The sequence below is a fragment of the Shewanella sp. MF05956 genome, assembly GCF_059758055.1.
Genome location: NZ_JCAYNV010000005.1, coordinates 21,598 through 39,407 on the forward strand (window position 1 = coordinate 21,598; position 17,810 = coordinate 39,407).

Below are 17,810 nucleotides of genomic sequence, written 5' to 3' on the forward strand. Positions count from 1 at the left end.
AATCAAATATGGTTGAACACATCACAGGCATGCTGGCATTAATCGGTGTGTTGTCGCTTTTGTGTCAATGGGTGGGTTGGAAGTTACGTTTACCTGCTATTTTACCGCTACTACTTTGCGGTTTATTGTTAGGTCCAGGCCTAGGCATTTTAAATCCTGACGAGATTTTTGGCGACTTACTCTTCCCGATTATTTCGTTAGGGGTTGCGGTCATCCTATTTGAAGGCGCGCTGACTTTAAACTTTAAAGAAATTAAAGATCATGGCCGTATGGTCACCAACCTGGTGAGTATTGGTGCATTAGTTACCTGGCTCGTGATTGTCCCTGCCGCGCACTTTTTAATGGGCTTTGAGTGGAGTATTGCCGCATTATTTGGTGCCCTAGTCGTGGTTACTGGCCCGACCGTAATTGTGCCAATGCTGCGTACTGTACAGCCTAAATCTAACCTCGCCAGTATTTTGCGCTGGGAAGGTATTGTAATTGACCCCATTGGCGCCCTAATGGCGGTTTTGGTGTTTGAGTACATTGCGGTTTCGAACGATCCCACGACTCATGTATTGCATGCCCTTGGCTTAACCTTGGTCATTGGTTTTGGTTTAGGTGCTATTGCAGGGTATTTAACGGGTTTGGCTATCCGTAAAAACATATTTCCACATTATTTACTCAACACCGCAGTATTAACCATTATGCTAGGGGTGTTTGTTGGTTCTAACTTAGTACAGCATGAGTCAGGTTTATTGACCGTAACCGTGATGGGGATCCTATTGGCTAACATGCGCGGCGTAGACATTGCCGACATTTTAGAATTTAAAGAAACCCTTACTGTACTACTGATCTCGGCACTGTTTATTTTACTGGCGGCGCGATTAGATTCTGGTGCGATGCTTGACCTTGGCTTTGGCGGTATTGCTGTTTTATTAGTGGTGATGTTTGTGGCAAGGCCATTAAGCATTTGGATATCTGGACTTGGTACTAATTTATCATCAAAAGATAAATGGTTTTTAAGCTGGGTTGCACCAAGGGGTATTGTTGCCGCGGCAATTTCATCATTATTTGCGATTAAGCTTGAAGCAGTTGGCTTAGAGGGGGCAACCTCCATTGTACCGTTAGTGTTTTTAATCATTATTGGTACCGTTGTTATTCAGAGTTTAACGGCTGGCCGATGGGCTAAGTTTTTGGGTGTAAAAGAAGGTTCGAACCAAGGTTTACTGATTTTTGGTGCATCTAATTTTTCACGTGAACTGGCGAAAGTTTTAATATCGAAAAATATCAAAGTGGTGTTAGCTGATAATAACTGGGACAGTATTCGCCAGGCGCGAATGGAAAATATTCCGGTGTACTTTGGTAACCCTGCGTCAGAACACGCTGAAACCTACATGGACTTAAGCGGTGTAGGTCGCGTGCTTGTGATGTCGCCATATCGTCAATTAAACCCATTGGTGTCATTCCATTTCCAAGACTTACTGGGTGTTGAGAAAGTGTATGGTTTGAACAATGCTGACACTGGCAGTGCTCGTCATCAATTGTCTGAGACTTACTTAAAACGTTTGTGTTTGTTTGGCGAAAATATCTCATACGCCAAAATTGCCAGTTTAATGGCCAAGGGCGCAGTGTTAAAAGTCACCAACATTACTGAAAACTTTACTTATGAGCACTTTAAAAAGCGCTACGGTGAAACCGCATTACCATTAGTGTATTTAACCAAAGAAGGTAAAGTAAAAGTACTTTCAGGTATAGGTCCATTTGAGTTCCCTGTGGGAATTGAGTTAATCAGTTTGTTACCTCAAGAAGCACAAGACCAAGCGATTATTCAACGTGCATTAGATGATGAAGCTGACCGCCAAGCTAAGGCATTGGCAGAAGCAGAAGCTAAAGCCGCAGCGGAAGCGCGAGCTATCCGTGAAGCAGAAGAAGCTGAACAACGCGCAATCGATAAGGCGCGTCGTAAAGAAGAAGAGCTTGCACAGTTTGAAGAGCAAGAAAAGGCGCGTTTACTTGCTGAAGAACAAGCTGTTATCGCGAAAAAAGAATCGGCAGAAAAAGCCAAATTGGTAGCCGCTGAGAAAAAAGCGGCAGCCGTTGCGGTGAGTCAATTATCTGATGAGTCAGCGACAGTGGATGCGCCAACAGAAGAAGATAAGCCTGAACAACAGGACGACCCTAAAACGGTTTAACCGTTAGCGGGTAACAAAAAGGCTTAGCATAATAGCTAAGCCTTTTTTATTGCCGGGAGTTATCGATAGTTGTCAATGTTGACTACGAATTTGATAACTATTCCGCTAATGTTGCCAGTACCACTTCGTGATGGTCTTTGGTTTTAAACTTATTGAGTACATGGCTAACTTTGCCATCCGTGCCCACGATAAAGCTTAGGCGATGTATTCCATCAAAATGTTTTCCCATAAATTGTTTTGGGCCCCACACTCCAAAGCCATCAGCAACAGCATGGTCTTCATCGCTAAGTAAGGTGAAGTTGAGTGCTTGTTTGTCTGCAAATTTGGCTAGCTTTGCCACTGGATCGGGGCTGATACCGAACACGGTGACGTTTAGACCATCGAGTTGGGCTTTGACATCACGCAATCCTTGAGCTTGAACTGTGCAGCCAGGGGTAGAGGCTTTAGGGTAAAAGTATACCAGCACGGGGCCATGAGTGAGAGCTTGCTTAAGAGACACGGTTTCGCCCGCTTGGTTTTGTAAACTAAAGCTAGGTGCAGTATCCCCTACGGTTAATGTGTTCTTGATTTGTCCTTATCAGATGAATTGCAGATAATACGCAGCCTTGCTGAACAAGGTTCAACTTGTCAACGTGATTACTCTGAGTAATGAAATATTGTTAAGGCGCCGCAATGCCTTGCATACGCTTGATGGTGCATTCAAGTGACATTGATTCTGCCAATTCGTGAATACCTTGTTCAAGCTTTAATAAGTCGACTTTATCGGGAATGTTAATTGCCAATAAAATGGATTGCGTTTTAAGATTGTCATTATCGTCAGCGTGCGAGCGAACCGCGGCTAAATCTAAGCCCCGTTCGGCCAAAAACTGGGTGATACTCTTCATGGTGCCACGCTGATCTTCACCGTTAAACAACACTTCAATGCGCGAGATAAAGTTTTTAGGTGTGTGTTTTGAGGTGCGCTTCATTACAGTCATTAATTCAAGTTCGACACTTAAACTCGGTAATAAGCTTTCAATTTTGGTTATGGCGGTCCACGAGCCCGATATCATCATAATTAAGGTAAATTCATTACCGAATAATGCCATACGACTGTCGACAATATCGCAATCGCATTCACTTGCTAAACGCGCTAAACGACTGACTAAACCAGGGCGATCTGCACCCATTGCCGTAACGACCAGGTAGTTGGTCATGGATTTTCCTCACTGTCGATATCTCTGAGCGAAAACGCATGCCGATGCAGTGCGTTTTTGTGCGGGTGCTAATGCTAACATTTATCTGCAAAACACCTCAAGATACTAACCTATATCGGTCACATTAATGTGATTATTTTTTAGTGGCTAAGGTCGAAAAATGCTAGCTTATACCATTATAGAGAACTGAAATGACTTATTTCAGAGAATGCTTGCCGTAGAGCTTGTCATTAGTGGTTGGCATCAGTAACATAGCGAATCCTGAAACCTTGGGGAAGATAGATGATAAACGGAAGCATCGTAGCCTTAATCACACCAATGAATAGTGATGGCACAATAGATTATGCAAGTCTTGAAAGACTTGTCGAGTTTCATATAGAACAGGGCACAGATGCCATTGTTGCAGTCGGTACGACCGGTGAGTCGGCGACATTGCCAATGAAAGAGCATGCTGCTGTTGTGGCTCAAACCGTTAAGTTTGCCTCAGGTCGTATTCCTGTTATAGGTGGCAACGGCGCCAACGCGACGGCAGAAGCTGTTGAGCTGACTAAATCACTGCAAAATACAGGTGTAGTCGCCATGCTTGGTGTGACGCCTTATTATAATAAGCCAACGCCAAAGGGATTAATTGCCCATTATAAGGCCGTTGCTGCTAGCACCGACATTCCACAAATTTTGTATAACGTTCCTGGCCGAACTTCAGTTGATATGAAGCCAGAAACCGTTGCAGAATTAGTCGGCGTGAGTAACATTATTGGTGTTAAAGAAGCGACTGGCGATGTTAGCCGTGTTGCACGCTTACGTGAGCTGTGCGGTGAAGACTTTATGCTTTACAGCGGCGATGATGCCACCGCACGCGAGTTTTTATTGCTTGGCGGTAATGGTGTCATCTCGGTTGCAAATAATGTGGTTCCACGTGCGTTTAAAGCCATGTGTGATGCCGCTCTTGCTAAAGATGCACAATTAGCGAAAACGATTGATGAGCCATTAAAGGGCTTATACAGTTCTTTATTTTGTGAAGCCAACCCAATTCCAGTGAAATGGGCCGTTCACAAGATGGGATTAATCTCTCATGGACATATTCGTTTGCCTTTAACTGAACTTTCTGAGCAGTTTCATGGTCTGTTAATAGAAACAATGAAACAAGCCCAGATAAAGGTATAATAAATTCATGTTAAAGAAAGTCACTCCGTTACTTCTTGTTGCAGCTGTTTCAGCTTGCAGTACGCCATTAGATCGTCGTCAAGCCAATGGCAATGACGACTTCATTAATGCTGAAACTTCACCGTTATTGACTATTCCTGAAGGGTTAAATACCCCAACTTACAGCAAAGAGTATGAAATCCCAGCTGTTGGAACTAAGTCTGACAAAGCGTTAATCGGTAAAAAACTCGATATTCGTGCGCCGCTTCAAGTGCTGCCAATGGCAGAAGGCTCTCATATTGAAGAAAGCAGTGACAATATTCGTGTTGTGATTGATTCAATTGAAAGTACCACTGATCTTAAACAAGAAATCTTTGATGTCATTAAAGGTTACTTAACCAAGAGCAACATGGTTATTCGTGCTGAAGATTACGCAGCCGGTGTTATCGAAACCGATTGGATTGAACACGAAGAACTGATTGAGTCTAGTTGGTGGGGTAGCGATAAAGTGTATACGCTGCGTCAGCGTTATAGCTATAACATCGACGTTAAGCCTCACGGTCGCTCTGGTAGCGTAGCGATTAGCTTGCTAGAACACGAAGAGTTTTATAACGGCGAAGATCAAAAAATCTTATTGAGTGGTGATGATAAACGTCGTTATACCACCGACATGCTTAACAATGCCATTGGTTATATGGGTGTTGAACGTGACCGAGCCATTCGTGCTGCACGTATTCAACAAAGTTTGGGTATTAAAGTTGACTTAGTGACTGGTGCTGCTTCAGATGCTGCTTACTGGTTAGCGGATGCAAATTACCAATCTGTGTGGGATCGTTTACGTTTAGTGCTGCCAGAAATGGGCTTTGATGTTGTCGATATGGATACCAGCAAAGGCTTGTTCTTCATTAATTTAGAAGAGAGCAGTGGGTTCTGGAGTTCATTATGGGGCGATGAAAAGCTCACATTGAAAAAGGGCAACTATCGTTTATTGCTCAAAGAAACTGACAACCCAGATCAAACTAAAATCTTACTACACGATGTAGAAGATAATGAGCTAGACAATGAAGCGATAACCGAAGTGTATCAAATCTTGTCAGATCTTATGCAAGAAGATCGTAAAATCTCTGAAAATTCACAACGACAAGCACCGGTGCAACGTAAAGAACGTGGTGAAGGTGGTAAGACGCGTGGTCAAAGACCCTAAGTTATTTACTCAGTAGATTAAAAAAGACGCATTTATGCGTCTTTTTTTTTAAGCTAATTGTCACAATATGTGTCGAATGTAAGCTATTTGTAACAAGTTAACTTGTGATGATAGGTGTTAAATTAAGCTTTATGCATTTTTACGCAACATTTATGCGTTAATGTTGCGTAATGTGTATGTTTGTTGCATAAGTTGTCATGGTGAACCACTTTTAACGTATATGCGTAATATGTTGGCGTAAGTAAAACGCCTTGAAGCAAGCGGTTTGCTGAGTACAATCTCTGTTATTAATAATAAATATTCATTTTCCTGGATGGTTACGGACAAACAATGAAAAAAATACTATTACTGATCGCCATAGTGTCAATCGCGCTGTTCGGTTACTTCTCTTTCCTGCCTGAAAAAGCACAAATACAACGTCCTCGAGCGATACCCAATGTGGTCGTCGCCAAAGTGGAAGTGATGCCGATTCGTGACGAAGTGGAAGCACTTGGAACAGGTAAAGCATATGAATCGATTATCGTGACCTCGAAAGTGGCCGAAATTGTTAATCAAATCAACTTTGATGATGGTGAGCTTGTTGAGAAAGGTTCAGTGTTGGTGTTGCTTCGTAACGACGAGCAAAAAGCTAAAGTAGCGGTTGCGGAAGTAAAACTGGCAGAAAATTTACGTGAGTTAGAGCGAATTAGAGCCCTTGTGACCAGTAAAACCATTGCTGAATTGGAACGAGACCGACTACAAAGCCTTATCGACACCACCCGTGCTGAAGTTGAGCAGGCCAATGCTGCCTTACATGATCGCATTATTAAAGCCCCTTTTTCTGGTCGGTTAGGTCTGCGCCAAGTGAGTGTGGGCAGCTTAGTCACCCCTGGTGAGCAAATCAGCACATTGGATGATATCAGTAAAATTAAATTAGATTTCTCAGTACCGGAGCGTTTTATTCAGGAGTTGAAACCTGGCAAGTTAGTCGAAGCCAGAGCTGTTGCTTATCCCGATCGTGTATTTAAAGGCGTCGTGACCTCTATTGATAGCCGAGTTAACCCAAGTACGCGTGCCGTGATCGTGCGCGCCGTAATGCCAAACAGCGATTTAAGCTTGCTACCTGGCATGTTAATGAAAGTGAAGTTAATTAAACAAAGCCGCGAAGCGTTGTTATTACCTGAAGCTGCGATTGTTCCTATTCAAAATAATCATTTTGTCTATGTTGTGAATGCTGACAATAAAGTAGAGCAAGTGAAAGTGACTCTGGGCATTCGTACCCGTGGTTGGGTTGAAATTACTGACGGTCTTGAAGTGGGCAAGCAAGTCATTATTCGCGGTATTTTAAAAGTACGTCCGGGTGATGAAGTGAAAGTGCAACAAGCGGAAAACTTTAAGTTTGCACAAGTCGAAGGTACGGAGAAGTCGGCATGATATTAACTGACTTATCGGTTAAAAGACCGGTTTTTGCATCGGTTATCAGCATCTTGCTGATTGTATTGGGTTTAGTGTCGTTTGGTAAATTACCGTTACGCGAATACCCAAATATTGATCCACCGATTGTTTCGGTAGAAACAAGCTACCGTGGTGCTAGTGCCTCGGTTGTAGAAAGTCGAATTACCCAATTAGTTGAAGACCAAATTAGTGGTGTTGAAGGTATTCGTCATATCAGTTCATCTAGCAGTGATGGGCGCTCAAGCGTCACGATTGAATTTGATATTAACCGCGATATCGAAGCTGCCACTAACGACGTGCGCGACCGGATTTCTGGCTTATTAGAGCAATTGCCTGAAGAAGCAGATTCGCCATCCATTTTTAAAGCCAATGGCAGCGATGAAGTGATCATGTGGCTTAACCTAGTGTCTGATCAAATGGACATTTTGCAGCTTACTGATTATGCCAATCGTTATTTGGTTGACCGTTTCTCGGTGATCGACGGGGTATCAACATTGCGCCTTGGTGGCGGCAAGGTTTATGCATTACGGATTTGGATAGACCGCCAAGCACTCGCGTCTCGCAACTTAACCGTGTCAGATGTGGAAGATGCACTGCGCTCGGAAAACGTTGAGCTACCTGCAGGTTCTATTGAATCCAAAGAACGTCATTTTACCGTGCGTTTGGATAGAGTATTCAAAACAGCTGAAGATTTTTCTAATTTGGTGATTACCCAGGGTGATGATGGCTATTTAGTCAAACTGGGTGATATCGCTAAGGTTGAAATTGGCTCTGAAGAAGAACGAATTATCTTTAGGGGCAACAAAGAGGCCATGATTGGTCTAGGGGTCAGTAAGCAGTCAACTGCCAACACCTTAGAAGTTGCTCGAGCGGCCAATGCGTTAGTCGAAAAATTAAATCCGACATTGCCAGCCGGCATGGAGATTAAGCGCTCATACGACAGCTCTGTGTTTATTGAAGCGTCTATTGACGAGGTATATCAAACCTTGTTTATTGCGATGATATTAGTGATTGTGGTGATTTACCTGTTTTTAGGCTCAGTAAGGGCGATGTTAATTCCTGCTGTGACGGTACCGGTATCGTTGCTAGGAACCTTTATTGTGCTTTATGCGCTCGGTTACACCATCAATTTATTAACGTTACTCGCGATGATCCTCGCCATTGGTATGGTGGTAGATGATGCGATTGTGATGTTAGAAAATATTCACAGACGCATCGAAGAAGGTGACTCGCCGTTAAAAGCGGCTTTCTTAGGGGCTCGTGAGGTCGCATTTGCCGTGGTCGCCACAACCTTAGTACTGGTAGCGGTATTTATGCCTATTACCTTCCTGGAGGGCGATTTAGGTAAGCTATTTAAAGAGTTTGCGGTCACCATGAGTGCAGCAGTGATATTTTCAAGTATTGTTGCGTTAACACTGACCCCAATGATGTGTTCTAAATTGCTTAAACCTGCTGATCAAGATCCGTGGTTGGTTAAGCAAGTCGACAAAATGATGAGCAAATTATCCGATTGGTATTTAATCACACTTAATACCGGCATGAAACGTCCTATGACGGTGTCGCTTGTGGTGTTAATTGCTTTTGTACTGAGCGGCTACTTACTCAATAAAGTGCCACAAGAGTTTGCGCCGCAAGAAGACCGTGGTTCGATGTTCTTAATGGTAAACGGACCACAAGGCGCCAGCTTTGAATATATTGAAAAATATATGGATGAAGTGGAAGGTCGGTTAATGCCTATGGTGGAAAGCGGCGAAATTAAGCGTTTGCTTATTCGTGCTCCGCGCGGCTTTGGTACTGCCTCTGACTTTTCAAATGGCATGGCAATTATAGTACTCGAAGACTGGGCAGAACGTCGCAGTGCTAACGAAATCATTGTCGAGATCCGTGAGCGTTTAGCTGATCTCGCCGGCATTAGAGCTTTCCCTATTATGCGCCAGGCTTTTGGTCGTGGTGTAGGGAAACCCGTGCAGTTTGTGATTGGCGGACCCAGTTATGAAGAGCTGGCTGATTGGCGTGACATCATGCTCGAAAAAGCCAAAGATAATCATAATATTGTCGGTTTAGATCATGATTATCAAGAAACAAAGCCACAATTGCGGGTAGTGATTGACCGCGAACGTGCTGCAGACCTAGGCGTTTCTGTGTCGCATATTGGTAGCACATTAGAGTCAATGCTGGGCTCGCGCTTAGTCACTACTTTTATGCGCGATGGTGAAGAGTACGATGTGATTGTGGAAGGTAATCGCGAGAACCAAAGCACGGCGACAGACATGGAAAACATTTATGTGCGCTCTGATCGTACTCAAGAATTAATTCCGTTATCTAACTTGGTGTCGATTGAAGAGTTTGCCGATGCCAGCTCGCTCAACCGCTACAATCGCATGCGCTCAATTACCTTAGAAGCTAACCTTGCAGCAGATTACAGTTTAGGCGAGGCATTAGATTACATGAATACTCTCGCGGCCACTTATCTGCCTGCTGAAGCGGTAATTAGCTATAAAGGCCCTTCGTTGGATTACCAAGAATCGGGTAGCTCAATGAACTTTGTGTTTTTACTGGCCCTGGGCATCGTATTTTTAGTGTTAGCGGCGCAATTTGAAAGCTTTATTCACCCCATGGTGATTATGCTTACCGTGCCATTAGCGACACTCGGTGCATTGGTTGGTTTATGGGTCACTGGGCAAAGTATCAATATTTATAGCCAAATTGGGATCATCATGTTGGTTGGTTTGGCGGCTAAGAATGGTATTTTGATTGTTGAGTTTTCTAACCAGCTGCGCGACCGTGGTGTTGAATTTCAGCAAGCGATTTTGCAAGCCTCTACGCAACGACTTCGTCCGATTTTAATGACTGGGATCACGACTGCAGCAGGCGCCATTCCATTAGTGATAGCTTCTGGAGCTGGCGCTGAAACGCGCTTCGTGATTGGAGTAGTGGTGTTGTCAGGTATTTTACTGGCGACGTTCTTTACCTTAATCGTCATACCAGTAGCTTACAGCTTATTTGCGCGTAACAGCAGTTCACCTGAAGCGGTGGCTAAGCAGTTAGAAATCGAATTAAAAGAAGACTAACAGCGGCTCACAAGCGCTAAAAAAGCCAGTCATGTCAATGACTGGCTTTTTTGTTTCTAGTTGCTAATTTTTACATTTATCTCATCGTGTTCATGTCCAGTACGCACGTCTTTTACTTTTTATGTATTTTATTTATCACGAATTTAATTTTTCACGTATTTTAAATGTCGCGCCGCCTGTTTAGCCACTCGCTTTGTCGTGATTAAAAGTGTTATGGACGAATAATAAGGCAGGTGGCTGTTGCGGTTGCTAATAACTTGCCGTCTTCGGTGGTTAAGGTGCCTTGTGAAATCCCTAACGACTTAGACAAGTTCATTAAGTTCCCTTTAGCCACTAAGCGAGTATTTTGCGGTACTGGGCGCACCATTTTAATGTTTAAATCAATGGTTGAGTAACTCACGCCAGCGGGCAATGCAGAATGCACAGCGCACGCAGTGACGGTGTCTAATACCGTAGCCGCAAACCCACCGTGTACACCGCCCATGGGATTAAGATGGCGTTCATTAGCAAAGGCTTCAAATGTCACGTTGCCTTCATTGACCTCGATGGGCTTCATCGGAATCACTTCGCTAATTGAAGGGGCAGGAATGTCGCCATTTAATATGGCTTGCATTTGTTGTAATCCAGTGAGATTTTTCATCATTATCCTTTACGATTTATGTCATTCACAATTTTTAACCATAAAAAAAGGTAAAGCATACGCTTTACCTTTTTACACAGAGCTTATTGATTAAGCTGCTTTTTCTTGCTTAGCTTTCGGGGCAAGTTGAGCACGTAATTCTTCAGAGTCAAAATCATCAACGTTAATTGATTTCAGACGACCAATTTCAGCACGTTCAAGTAAAGCGATTTCGCTGTCGCTTAACACACCTAGCGCTTTACCTTCTGCAGCAACTTTATCTAACCACATAAATGGTAGACGTTTACCCGCAGCCTTACAGACTTTGTCATACAGTGGTTCTGCAGCAAGAATATCTTTAAATGTTTGTTCTTGAATACCCACTGCGTTGAACTCAGATGGGGTCCAGAACTGGCCTTTACCTAAACGATCACGGCTCGCACACGGCGTTTGCATGATCTTAGCCACTTTGTGATCCAATACATCACTTGGACGCTTAATAGGACGACCGAATGGGAAGATTACTGCACGCAGTGCAATACCAAGACCCATTGGGAAGTTGTTAAGCAAGTCGTCTAATGAATCTTGTAACTTGTATAACGAATCTTCTACAGCCCATTGCACTAAAGGTAAATCTTCAGTTAAACGACCATCGTCTTCATAACGTTTTAACGTTGCAGAAGTCAGATACAACTGGCTTAACAAATCACCTAAACGTGCAGAAATACGTTCTTTGCGTTTAAGGTTGCCACCTAACGTTGCCATGGCTAAGTCAGACAGTAACGCTAAGTTAGCACTGAAACGGTTCATCTGCTGATAGTAGCGCTTGGTTTTATCTGAATAAGGGCTATTCGAGAAGTAAGATGAGGTTAAGCCCATCCAGAAACTACGAATAAAGTTAGACGTTGCAAAACCAATATGACCAAAGATAGCTGAGTCGAAGTTATCTAAACCACGGCTAGCATCAGTATCAAATGCTGATTCCATTTCGGCCAATACATATGGATGACAGCGGATGGCGCCTTGTCCATAAATAATCATTGAACGAGTTAGAATGTTTGCGCCTTCAACTGTAATGGCAATCGGTGCAGCTTGATAGCCACGGCCTAAATAGTTATTTGGACCTAGACACACACCTTTACCGCCGTGAATGTCCATTGCATCAATGACACACTTTTGCATTCTGTCGGTTAAGTGGAACTTAACGATGGCTGAAACAACTGATGGTTTTTCACCTAAATCGATAGCGGTAGTGGTTAATGTTGCCACTGCATCCATTAGATAAGCATTACCGCCGATACGCGCCATTGGCTCTTCGATGCCTTCTAACTTACCGATAGGTAATTTAAATTGACGACGAATACGTGCATAGGCACCTGTTGCAACTGCAGCAGTTTTAACGCCACCGGCAGAGTTTGATGGCAGGGTAATACCACGGCCAACAGATAAACATTCAACCAACATTCTCCAACCTTGGCCGGCCATTTCTGGTCCACCAATAATGAAGCTTAATGGCACAAACACTTCGTTACCGCGTGTTGGACCATTTTGGAACATACAGTTCAACGGGAAGTGGCGACGGCCAGTTTCAACACCTGGAATGTCCGTAGGAATAAGCGCACAAGTAATGCCTAATTCTTCTTTATCACCGAGTAGATGATCTGGATCGCGCAGTTTAAACGCAAGGCCTAATACTGTTGCGACAGGCGCTAAGGTAATGTAACGCTTGTTCCACGTTAGCTTCATACCAAGGACTTCTTCGCCTTGGAATTCACCTTTACATACCACACCAAAATCTGGGATAGAACCCGCGTCACTGCCTGCTTCTGGGCTGGTCAGTGCAAAACATGGCACTTCTAAGCCTTGAGCTAAACGGGGTAAATAATGATCTTGCTGTTCTTTAGTACCATAGTGCTGCAATAGCTCACCAGGGCCTAACGAGTTAGGTACACCTACTGTTGAAGCGAGTTCACTGCTCACACCAGCCAATTTCTGTAATACGCAAGATTGCGCATAAGCAGAGTATTCTAAGCCGCCGTATTTTTTCTTAATGATCATGGCGAAGAAGCCATTGTCTTTAAGGTACTGCCATACGTCTTGTGGCAAGTCACCCAACACATGTGAAACTTCGTGTTGATTGAGCATTTTACACACTTCTTCAACAGGGCCATCTAAGAAGGCTTGTTCGTCTGCCGTTAAGCGTGCTTTAGGATAGTTATGTAATTTGCTCCAGTTAGGGTTACCGGCAAATAAATCTGCTTCCCACCACGTTGTACCTGCTTCGATGGCTTCTTTTTCTGTAGAAGACATTTCAGGCATGATGCCGCGATAAACTTTTAACAGTGGACGACTGATATAATTCTGTCTAAACGATTTGATATTTAATGGTAGTGCGATAACCAGGAATACTATCCAGGCAATAACACCAGTAATGTCCATTGTGCTGCCAACGACTAACATAACTGCCGCAGCAATTGTGGTCGATAATAACGATACTCGAAGGTATGCCATAGCGCCGAGCACAAAGATCATCGCGATGATCCAAAGTAGGGTGGTCACTGTACTTCTCCTTAAAGCTATTTATGTAGACTAGAAATAGCTTATTTATTATTGATCTCATTCACAGGAAACCTTGTGGTCAGACCTGTGTCACATAAAAGTTAACCTTATGTAGCCTCGAATACAAGTGTTTTTCAAACAATTGTTTAAAAATTTGTGTGTTTGAAACATTCCACTCATTAAGCATAGTCGATACAATACGTTCGACTAATGAAAATGGGTCAAAACCGCTCAATTTTACAACCATAAAGGCAAGATTAATGTGCGAATTACTGGCGATGAGTGCCAATGTACCAACGGATATTGTGTTCAGTTTTACTGGTTTAGCTGAGCGTGGCGGTGTCACGGGTCCGCATGTTGATGGTTGGGGCATTACGTTTTACGAAGGCAAGGGTAATCGTACGTTTAAGGATGCTTGCCCTAGTAGTAAATCTTATATTGCCGATTTAATTAAATCTTATCCGATTAAGAGTGAAATTGTGGTGAGCCACATTCGACAAGCTAATCGAGGTTGCGTGTCTTTGGTCAATACCCACCCATTTACCCGAGAGTTATGGGGCCGTTATTGGACCTATGCCCATAATGGCCAATTAACGGGTTATGAGAAAAAATTTGCCGGTGTATCTCGGTTTCAACCTGTGGGTGATACCGACAGTGAATTGGCATTTTGTTGGATTTTAGAATCGGTAGTGAACCAGTTTGGTGAGCAAGAGCCGCACAATATGCAGCAGGTGTTCGATTATATTGCTCAGCTTGCAGACGAAATTCGTGTGCTTGGTGTATTTAATATGCTGCTCAGTAACGGCATAGATTTAATGGCGTATTGTACCAATAATTTGTGCCATATCACCCGACGCGCTCCGTTTGGTCAAGCCACACTCATTGATACCGATGTGGTGATAGATTTTAGTCAAGAAACCACGCCAAACGACGTGGTGACTGTGATTGCGACTCGGCCGCTAACCAATAATGAAAATTGGGTAGTGTTAACCCCTGGTGAATGGAAGCTATTTCGCAAAGGCGAATTAGTCTTCAGCTAGTTGCTTAATCTCATCCAATTCAGACTCACTGATTTCAGCATCATTTTCTGTTTCTGCTGTAAGAGCATCTAATGCTGGAGCGTGATCAGTTGCAGGGCCATCGATAACGATTGGGGTCATAGGTGGCAGTGGTTTTTCAAAATGGTAGCTGGCTAATTGAATGTCTAATTGCTTACTGCCTTTTGAAAAATGACTCAATCTTACCGGTAAATAAGCTAAATCGGGTGCCATCCAAAAATAGGTTTGGCGCTTTTTCGCTTTCTTTGCCTCGCGAACCACTTCTACTTTAACCGTTTCATAGGTGCCGCTGTTAAGTGTGAGGGTTTCTTTGCCTAACACTCTAAACTCGTAATCATCCACTTCTTTTTCTTTGACCATTTTATAATCTAACGGTCTAGTATTTGCGGCTAAGTCCATTCTAAATTGCAGTTGCACCATAAGAGGGTCAAACACTTTCTCTTGATAAGGTAACTTTAATGCTTCTTGCTTGTAGATGGTGTGAATAAACGCCTGTGCTTTGGCAAATGCCGTTTGCTCAGTGTAATCACTGCCGGTACCGGTACGTTCATGGATGTATCGAAAGGGGACAAGTTTGCCATTTTCTAAGGTAAATTCACTTTTAAGGTGACGCTCATCAGACAGCATTAATAAGCTAACATCGCTGTTAAACTCGTAAACATAATAGCCACTGTCGGAGGCTGGGAGTCGATAGTTGGCTTCACCTAATTCGATACTGCCATAATACACAGTATATTTAGCGGTGTGAGCCGTTAAAGGCGACATAATTGCCGCTTGTTGATCCACACTCAAGGGGATGACAGGATTGAGTTGTTCAACTTTTTCGGCAATCGCTAACGTTTCTGAGGCATTAAGTTGGGTTGTCGACTCTGCATCAGTGACTGCTGGTGTTGACTGGACAGCCGCCTGTGCATACGCCACAGGACTGAGACAGAACATCATAGTGAATAAGCGAGTTAATTGGTTGATCAATGTATCAATACCTCAACAGTGAATAAAGTTAATAACGTGAAATTAAAAAGGCAGTGTCATTACTAGCGTAGCAAGATCGGGTTTCCATTGATATTGAGACAACGAAATCTTACCCGCGTTCACTGTGATGCCTTCTAATTTCAGTATTTCTTGTTGTGTACGAAAAGGCTCAGTGTCTTTTGCAAATGAAATTTTACCTTGGCTGTTGATGACACGATGCCAGGGCAGTAATAGGTGTTCTGGTGCGAGTTTTAATGCTCTTGATACATATCGTGCTCGGCCAGGAAGCCCCGCTAAATCTGCTACTATCCCATAAGGTAACACAGAGCCAGATGGGATAAGATTAACAATAAACCATATTCGCTCCATGGGCGTCAGTTTTGTCATGCGCTTCCAATTGAGTTGTTATTCGATGTGTATTAGCGATAGATAATAGAAAAACGGCGCTGAATGTACAACCGCAATTTATAATAAGTTAACAGGTTACAGGGCAAGGATTGCTGAGTGAATGCTGTCGATTAAAGCGCTGTGATTTAAAGCACAAAGATTTAAAGCTCCTGTGATTTAAAACGCTGAAATGTAGTGTCTTTAAGTTAGGGTGCTTTTAGTTAAAGCACCTTAGTTAATGCGGCTTAAGTTAAAGCACGGTGAGATAAATACATAAGAAATGACTAAACGCGCCACCCAAGACAAACATGTGCCAAATGGCATGATTAAATGGAATACGTTTACCGACATAAAAGATGACCCCAAGACTGTAAAATAGCCCGCCAGCAAGTAATAAACCGATGCCAACATCACTCATTTGAGTTTTTAAATCGCCCATAACAGTCACACATAGCCAGCCCATGATTAAATATAACAACACACTAAAAACTTTAAAGCGGCCAATAAATAAGGTTTTAAAAATGATGCCACCCAGTGCAAGTGTCCAAATGGCAATGAGCACAGTAGTTGCTTGCGCACTTTGAAGACTTATTAGCATCATAGGAGTATAGGTGCCTGCGATTAACGTATAAATGGCGCAATGATCTGCCATTTTAAAACGTTTCCGCCAGACAACACTTTGGCTTGAGTGATATAAGGTTGAAGCTAAAAACAGCACGATGATGCTCATGCCATACACCACCACACCGCTCATCTGAACAAACGTGAGATCTGCCGATGCTTTTAATAGCATCAGCACTAAACCAATAATACCGGCTACTACGCCTAAAGCATGCGATATGGCATTTGCCCGTTCTTCTTTGTGGCAATAATCAGAAATAGAAGTGGGTGTTGCAGATTGATTTGTTGTTAATGTATCAGTTAAAGAATTCATAATATCCTGTTTGTAAACCTGGATGGATTTTCAGCAAAGCTAGTCTAGCAGTCTGGATCTTAAATAGCTATATTTAAGAGTACACGTGTAAGCTTAAATTTCAGGGTTTATTTTTTTATGATTTTATTCAAACAATTAAAATAGTTAGGTTAAATATTATTTATCAAAAAAGCCAACTGACACGATAAATATAGTGCACTGAAAACCGTTAATCACGTTATACTTATTCAATATTTCTTGGCCAATCAGTCACGATGTCTGACAGACACTTTTCCTCGCATCAGCGCCCAAATACAGAGCCCGGTAGTCGCGATATTGACCATCCAGAGATGCCATGCGCTAAAGGTGACACTATGAATACTGCAAAGCCTGAACAAGATTCAGAAAATGAACACATTGATTTTAATCTTGACGTTACGCCCTTTATTACACCTGAAAATGACGTTCAAGATGATACACAACTGCAACAGCACCAACAGCATGTTGCAGATGGTATCCAATTGCAGTTAACAGGGGCCATAGCAAGTAATACCAACAATAATCAGCCATTATTAGTTGATGATGAAATTGAGCAACACGGTAATCGTGTGCAAACAATATTCGCGCGATTAACGGGTAACAACAGTTGGGTTATTGTATTAATGGTGCATGGATTGGTGATTGCGCTAGCACTGATTTTCGGCAGGGCTGACATTAGTGGTTTAGCCGACATTCCACTTGAGCAAAAGGTCGAAAAACCCTTGCCACCTCTAAAAAGCTATTTAATTACTGAAACTGAATACAACAAGTTAGTTGAGCGTGCCCAGCAAGCTGAACACTTAAACACTGACCAGCAAGATATTGATGTACGAGATGAACCCACAAAAGAGCCAACAATAGGTGAGGTCAGTGATAAGCAATCTCAGTAACGATGATGTCAATTATTGTTACCGATAGAGATGATGCTAATCGATTAGCATCATCGCCTTTGGATGATTGTTTTAAAAAGATAACTTTAAAAACATTATTTTAAAAAGATAACTTTAAAAAGAGTGTTTCAAAAAGATTACTTTAAAAAAT

The 17,810-nt window shown here is 42.7% G+C and carries 13 protein-coding genes and 1 pseudogene; 7 read left to right on the top strand and 7 right to left on the bottom strand.

All coding sequences use genetic code 11. From position 1 onward, the window contains the following. Positions 1-8: 8 nt before the first annotated feature. The gene (locus tag AC19MX_RS06985; protein WP_498297289.1) at positions 9-2,174 is read left to right on the top strand and encodes a cation:proton antiporter; all 2,166 of its coding nucleotides are present in this window, start codon (positions 9-11) and stop codon (positions 2,172-2,174) included. A gap of 97 nt (positions 2,175-2,271) precedes the next feature. Here the strand turns inward: AC19MX_RS06985 and bcp are convergent, their stop codons facing one another. Then, positions 2,272-2,742 (bottom strand): thioredoxin-dependent thiol peroxidase, encoded by a 471-nt coding sequence (bcp, locus tag AC19MX_RS06990; protein WP_498297512.1) that lies wholly within the window; start codon positions 2,740-2,742, stop codon positions 2,272-2,274. Positions 2,743-2,833: 91 nt separating this feature from the next. After that, on the bottom strand, positions 2,834-3,370 hold the full coding sequence (locus AC19MX_RS06995) for a glycine cleavage system transcriptional repressor (protein WP_432403175.1): 537 nt from the start codon (positions 3,368-3,370) through the stop codon (positions 2,834-2,836). A 282-nt stretch (positions 3,371-3,652) separates the two neighbouring features. On the opposite strand from AC19MX_RS06995, the gene dapA reads away from it, so the two are divergent. From dapA to AC19MX_RS07015, 4 genes and pseudogenes are all read left to right on the top strand, one after another. Beyond that, the gene (dapA, locus tag AC19MX_RS07000) at positions 3,653-4,534 is read left to right on the top strand and encodes a 4-hydroxy-tetrahydrodipicolinate synthase (RefSeq protein ID WP_498297291.1); all 882 of its coding nucleotides are present in this window, start codon (positions 3,653-3,655) and stop codon (positions 4,532-4,534) included. Between the two features lie 7 nt (positions 4,535-4,541). Next, positions 4,542-5,636, top strand: a pseudogene (gene bamC / locus AC19MX_RS07005) (NlpB/DapX family lipoprotein); the annotation flags it as partial. Between the two features lie 411 nt (positions 5,637-6,047). Next, positions 6,048-7,130 (top strand): efflux RND transporter periplasmic adaptor subunit, encoded by a 1,083-nt coding sequence (locus AC19MX_RS07010; RefSeq protein ID WP_432403180.1) that lies wholly within the window; start codon positions 6,048-6,050, stop codon positions 7,128-7,130. After that, positions 7,127-10,222 (top strand): efflux RND transporter permease subunit, encoded by a 3,096-nt coding sequence (locus AC19MX_RS07015; RefSeq protein ID WP_432403182.1) that lies wholly within the window; start codon positions 7,127-7,129, stop codon positions 10,220-10,222. The genes AC19MX_RS07010 and AC19MX_RS07015 overlap by 4 nt, the downstream gene beginning before the upstream one ends. Before the next feature lie 211 nt (positions 10,223-10,433). Here AC19MX_RS07015 and AC19MX_RS07020 read toward each other — a convergent pair whose 3' ends face one another. Continuing rightward, complete coding sequence (locus AC19MX_RS07020; RefSeq protein ID WP_498297513.1) at positions 10,434-10,868, bottom strand: PaaI family thioesterase; 435 nt, start codon at positions 10,866-10,868, stop codon at positions 10,434-10,436. Between the two features lie 84 nt (positions 10,869-10,952). Continuing rightward, positions 10,953-13,400, bottom strand: a complete 2,448-nt coding sequence (fadE, locus tag AC19MX_RS07025; protein ID WP_498297293.1) for an acyl-CoA dehydrogenase FadE — start codon at positions 13,398-13,400, stop codon at positions 10,953-10,955. A 260-nt stretch (positions 13,401-13,660) separates the two neighbouring features. Here fadE and AC19MX_RS07030 point away from each other — a divergent pair, with 260 nt between their 5' ends. After that, positions 13,661-14,440 carry a class II glutamine amidotransferase gene (locus AC19MX_RS07030; protein ID WP_498297295.1) on the top strand — a complete coding sequence of 260 codons (780 nt, stop codon included), beginning with the start codon at positions 13,661-13,663 and terminating at the stop codon, positions 14,438-14,440. Here the strand turns inward: AC19MX_RS07030 and AC19MX_RS07035 are convergent. The 3 genes from AC19MX_RS07035 to trhA all read right to left on the bottom strand — a co-directional run bounded on the left by AC19MX_RS07035 (position 14,426) and on the right by trhA (position 16,751). Beyond that, on the bottom strand, positions 14,426-15,430 hold the full coding sequence (locus tag AC19MX_RS07035; protein WP_498297297.1) for a DUF3108 domain-containing protein: 1,005 nt from the start codon (positions 15,428-15,430) through the stop codon (positions 14,426-14,428). The genes AC19MX_RS07030 and AC19MX_RS07035 overlap by 15 nt on opposite strands. A gap of 42 nt (positions 15,431-15,472) precedes the next feature. Next, positions 15,473-15,817 (bottom strand): MGMT family protein, encoded by a 345-nt coding sequence (locus AC19MX_RS07040; RefSeq protein ID WP_498297299.1) that lies wholly within the window; start codon positions 15,815-15,817, stop codon positions 15,473-15,475. A gap of 250 nt (positions 15,818-16,067) precedes the next feature. Continuing rightward, positions 16,068-16,751 carry a PAQR family membrane homeostasis protein TrhA gene (gene trhA, locus AC19MX_RS07045; RefSeq protein WP_432403192.1) on the bottom strand — a complete coding sequence of 228 codons (684 nt, stop codon included), beginning with the start codon at positions 16,749-16,751 and terminating at the stop codon, positions 16,068-16,070. Positions 16,752-17,104: 353 nt separating this feature from the next. Here trhA and AC19MX_RS07050 point away from each other — a divergent pair, with 353 nt between their 5' ends. Then, a complete protein-coding gene (locus tag AC19MX_RS07050) occupies positions 17,105-17,659 on the top strand; it encodes a hypothetical protein (protein ID WP_498297301.1) in 555 nt (184 codons plus the stop codon). Positions 17,660-17,810: the final 151 nt, after the last annotated feature.

Coding starts and splice junctions, on each gene's coding strand:
- AC19MX_RS07030 (WP_498297295.1), top strand. CDS start 13,661: ATGTGCGAATTACTGGCGATGAGTGCCAATGTACCAACGGATATTGTG.
- AC19MX_RS07010 (WP_432403180.1), top strand. CDS start 6,048: ATGAAAAAAATACTATTACTGATCGCCATAGTGTCAATCGCGCTGTTC.
- trhA (WP_432403192.1), bottom strand. CDS start 16,751: ATGAATTCTTTAACTGATACATTAACAACAAATCAATCTGCAACACCC.
- AC19MX_RS07015 (WP_432403182.1), top strand. CDS start 7,127: ATGATATTAACTGACTTATCGGTTAAAAGACCGGTTTTTGCATCGGTT.
- AC19MX_RS06995 (WP_432403175.1), bottom strand. CDS start 3,370: ATGACCAACTACCTGGTCGTTACGGCAATGGGTGCAGATCGCCCTGGT.
- AC19MX_RS06985 (WP_498297289.1), top strand. CDS start 9: ATGGTTGAACACATCACAGGCATGCTGGCATTAATCGGTGTGTTGTCG.
- dapA (WP_498297291.1), top strand. CDS start 3,653: ATGATAAACGGAAGCATCGTAGCCTTAATCACACCAATGAATAGTGAT.
- AC19MX_RS07040 (WP_498297299.1), bottom strand. CDS start 15,817: ATGACAAAACTGACGCCCATGGAGCGAATATGGTTTATTGTTAATCTT.
- AC19MX_RS07050 (WP_498297301.1), top strand. CDS start 17,105: ATGAATACTGCAAAGCCTGAACAAGATTCAGAAAATGAACACATTGAT.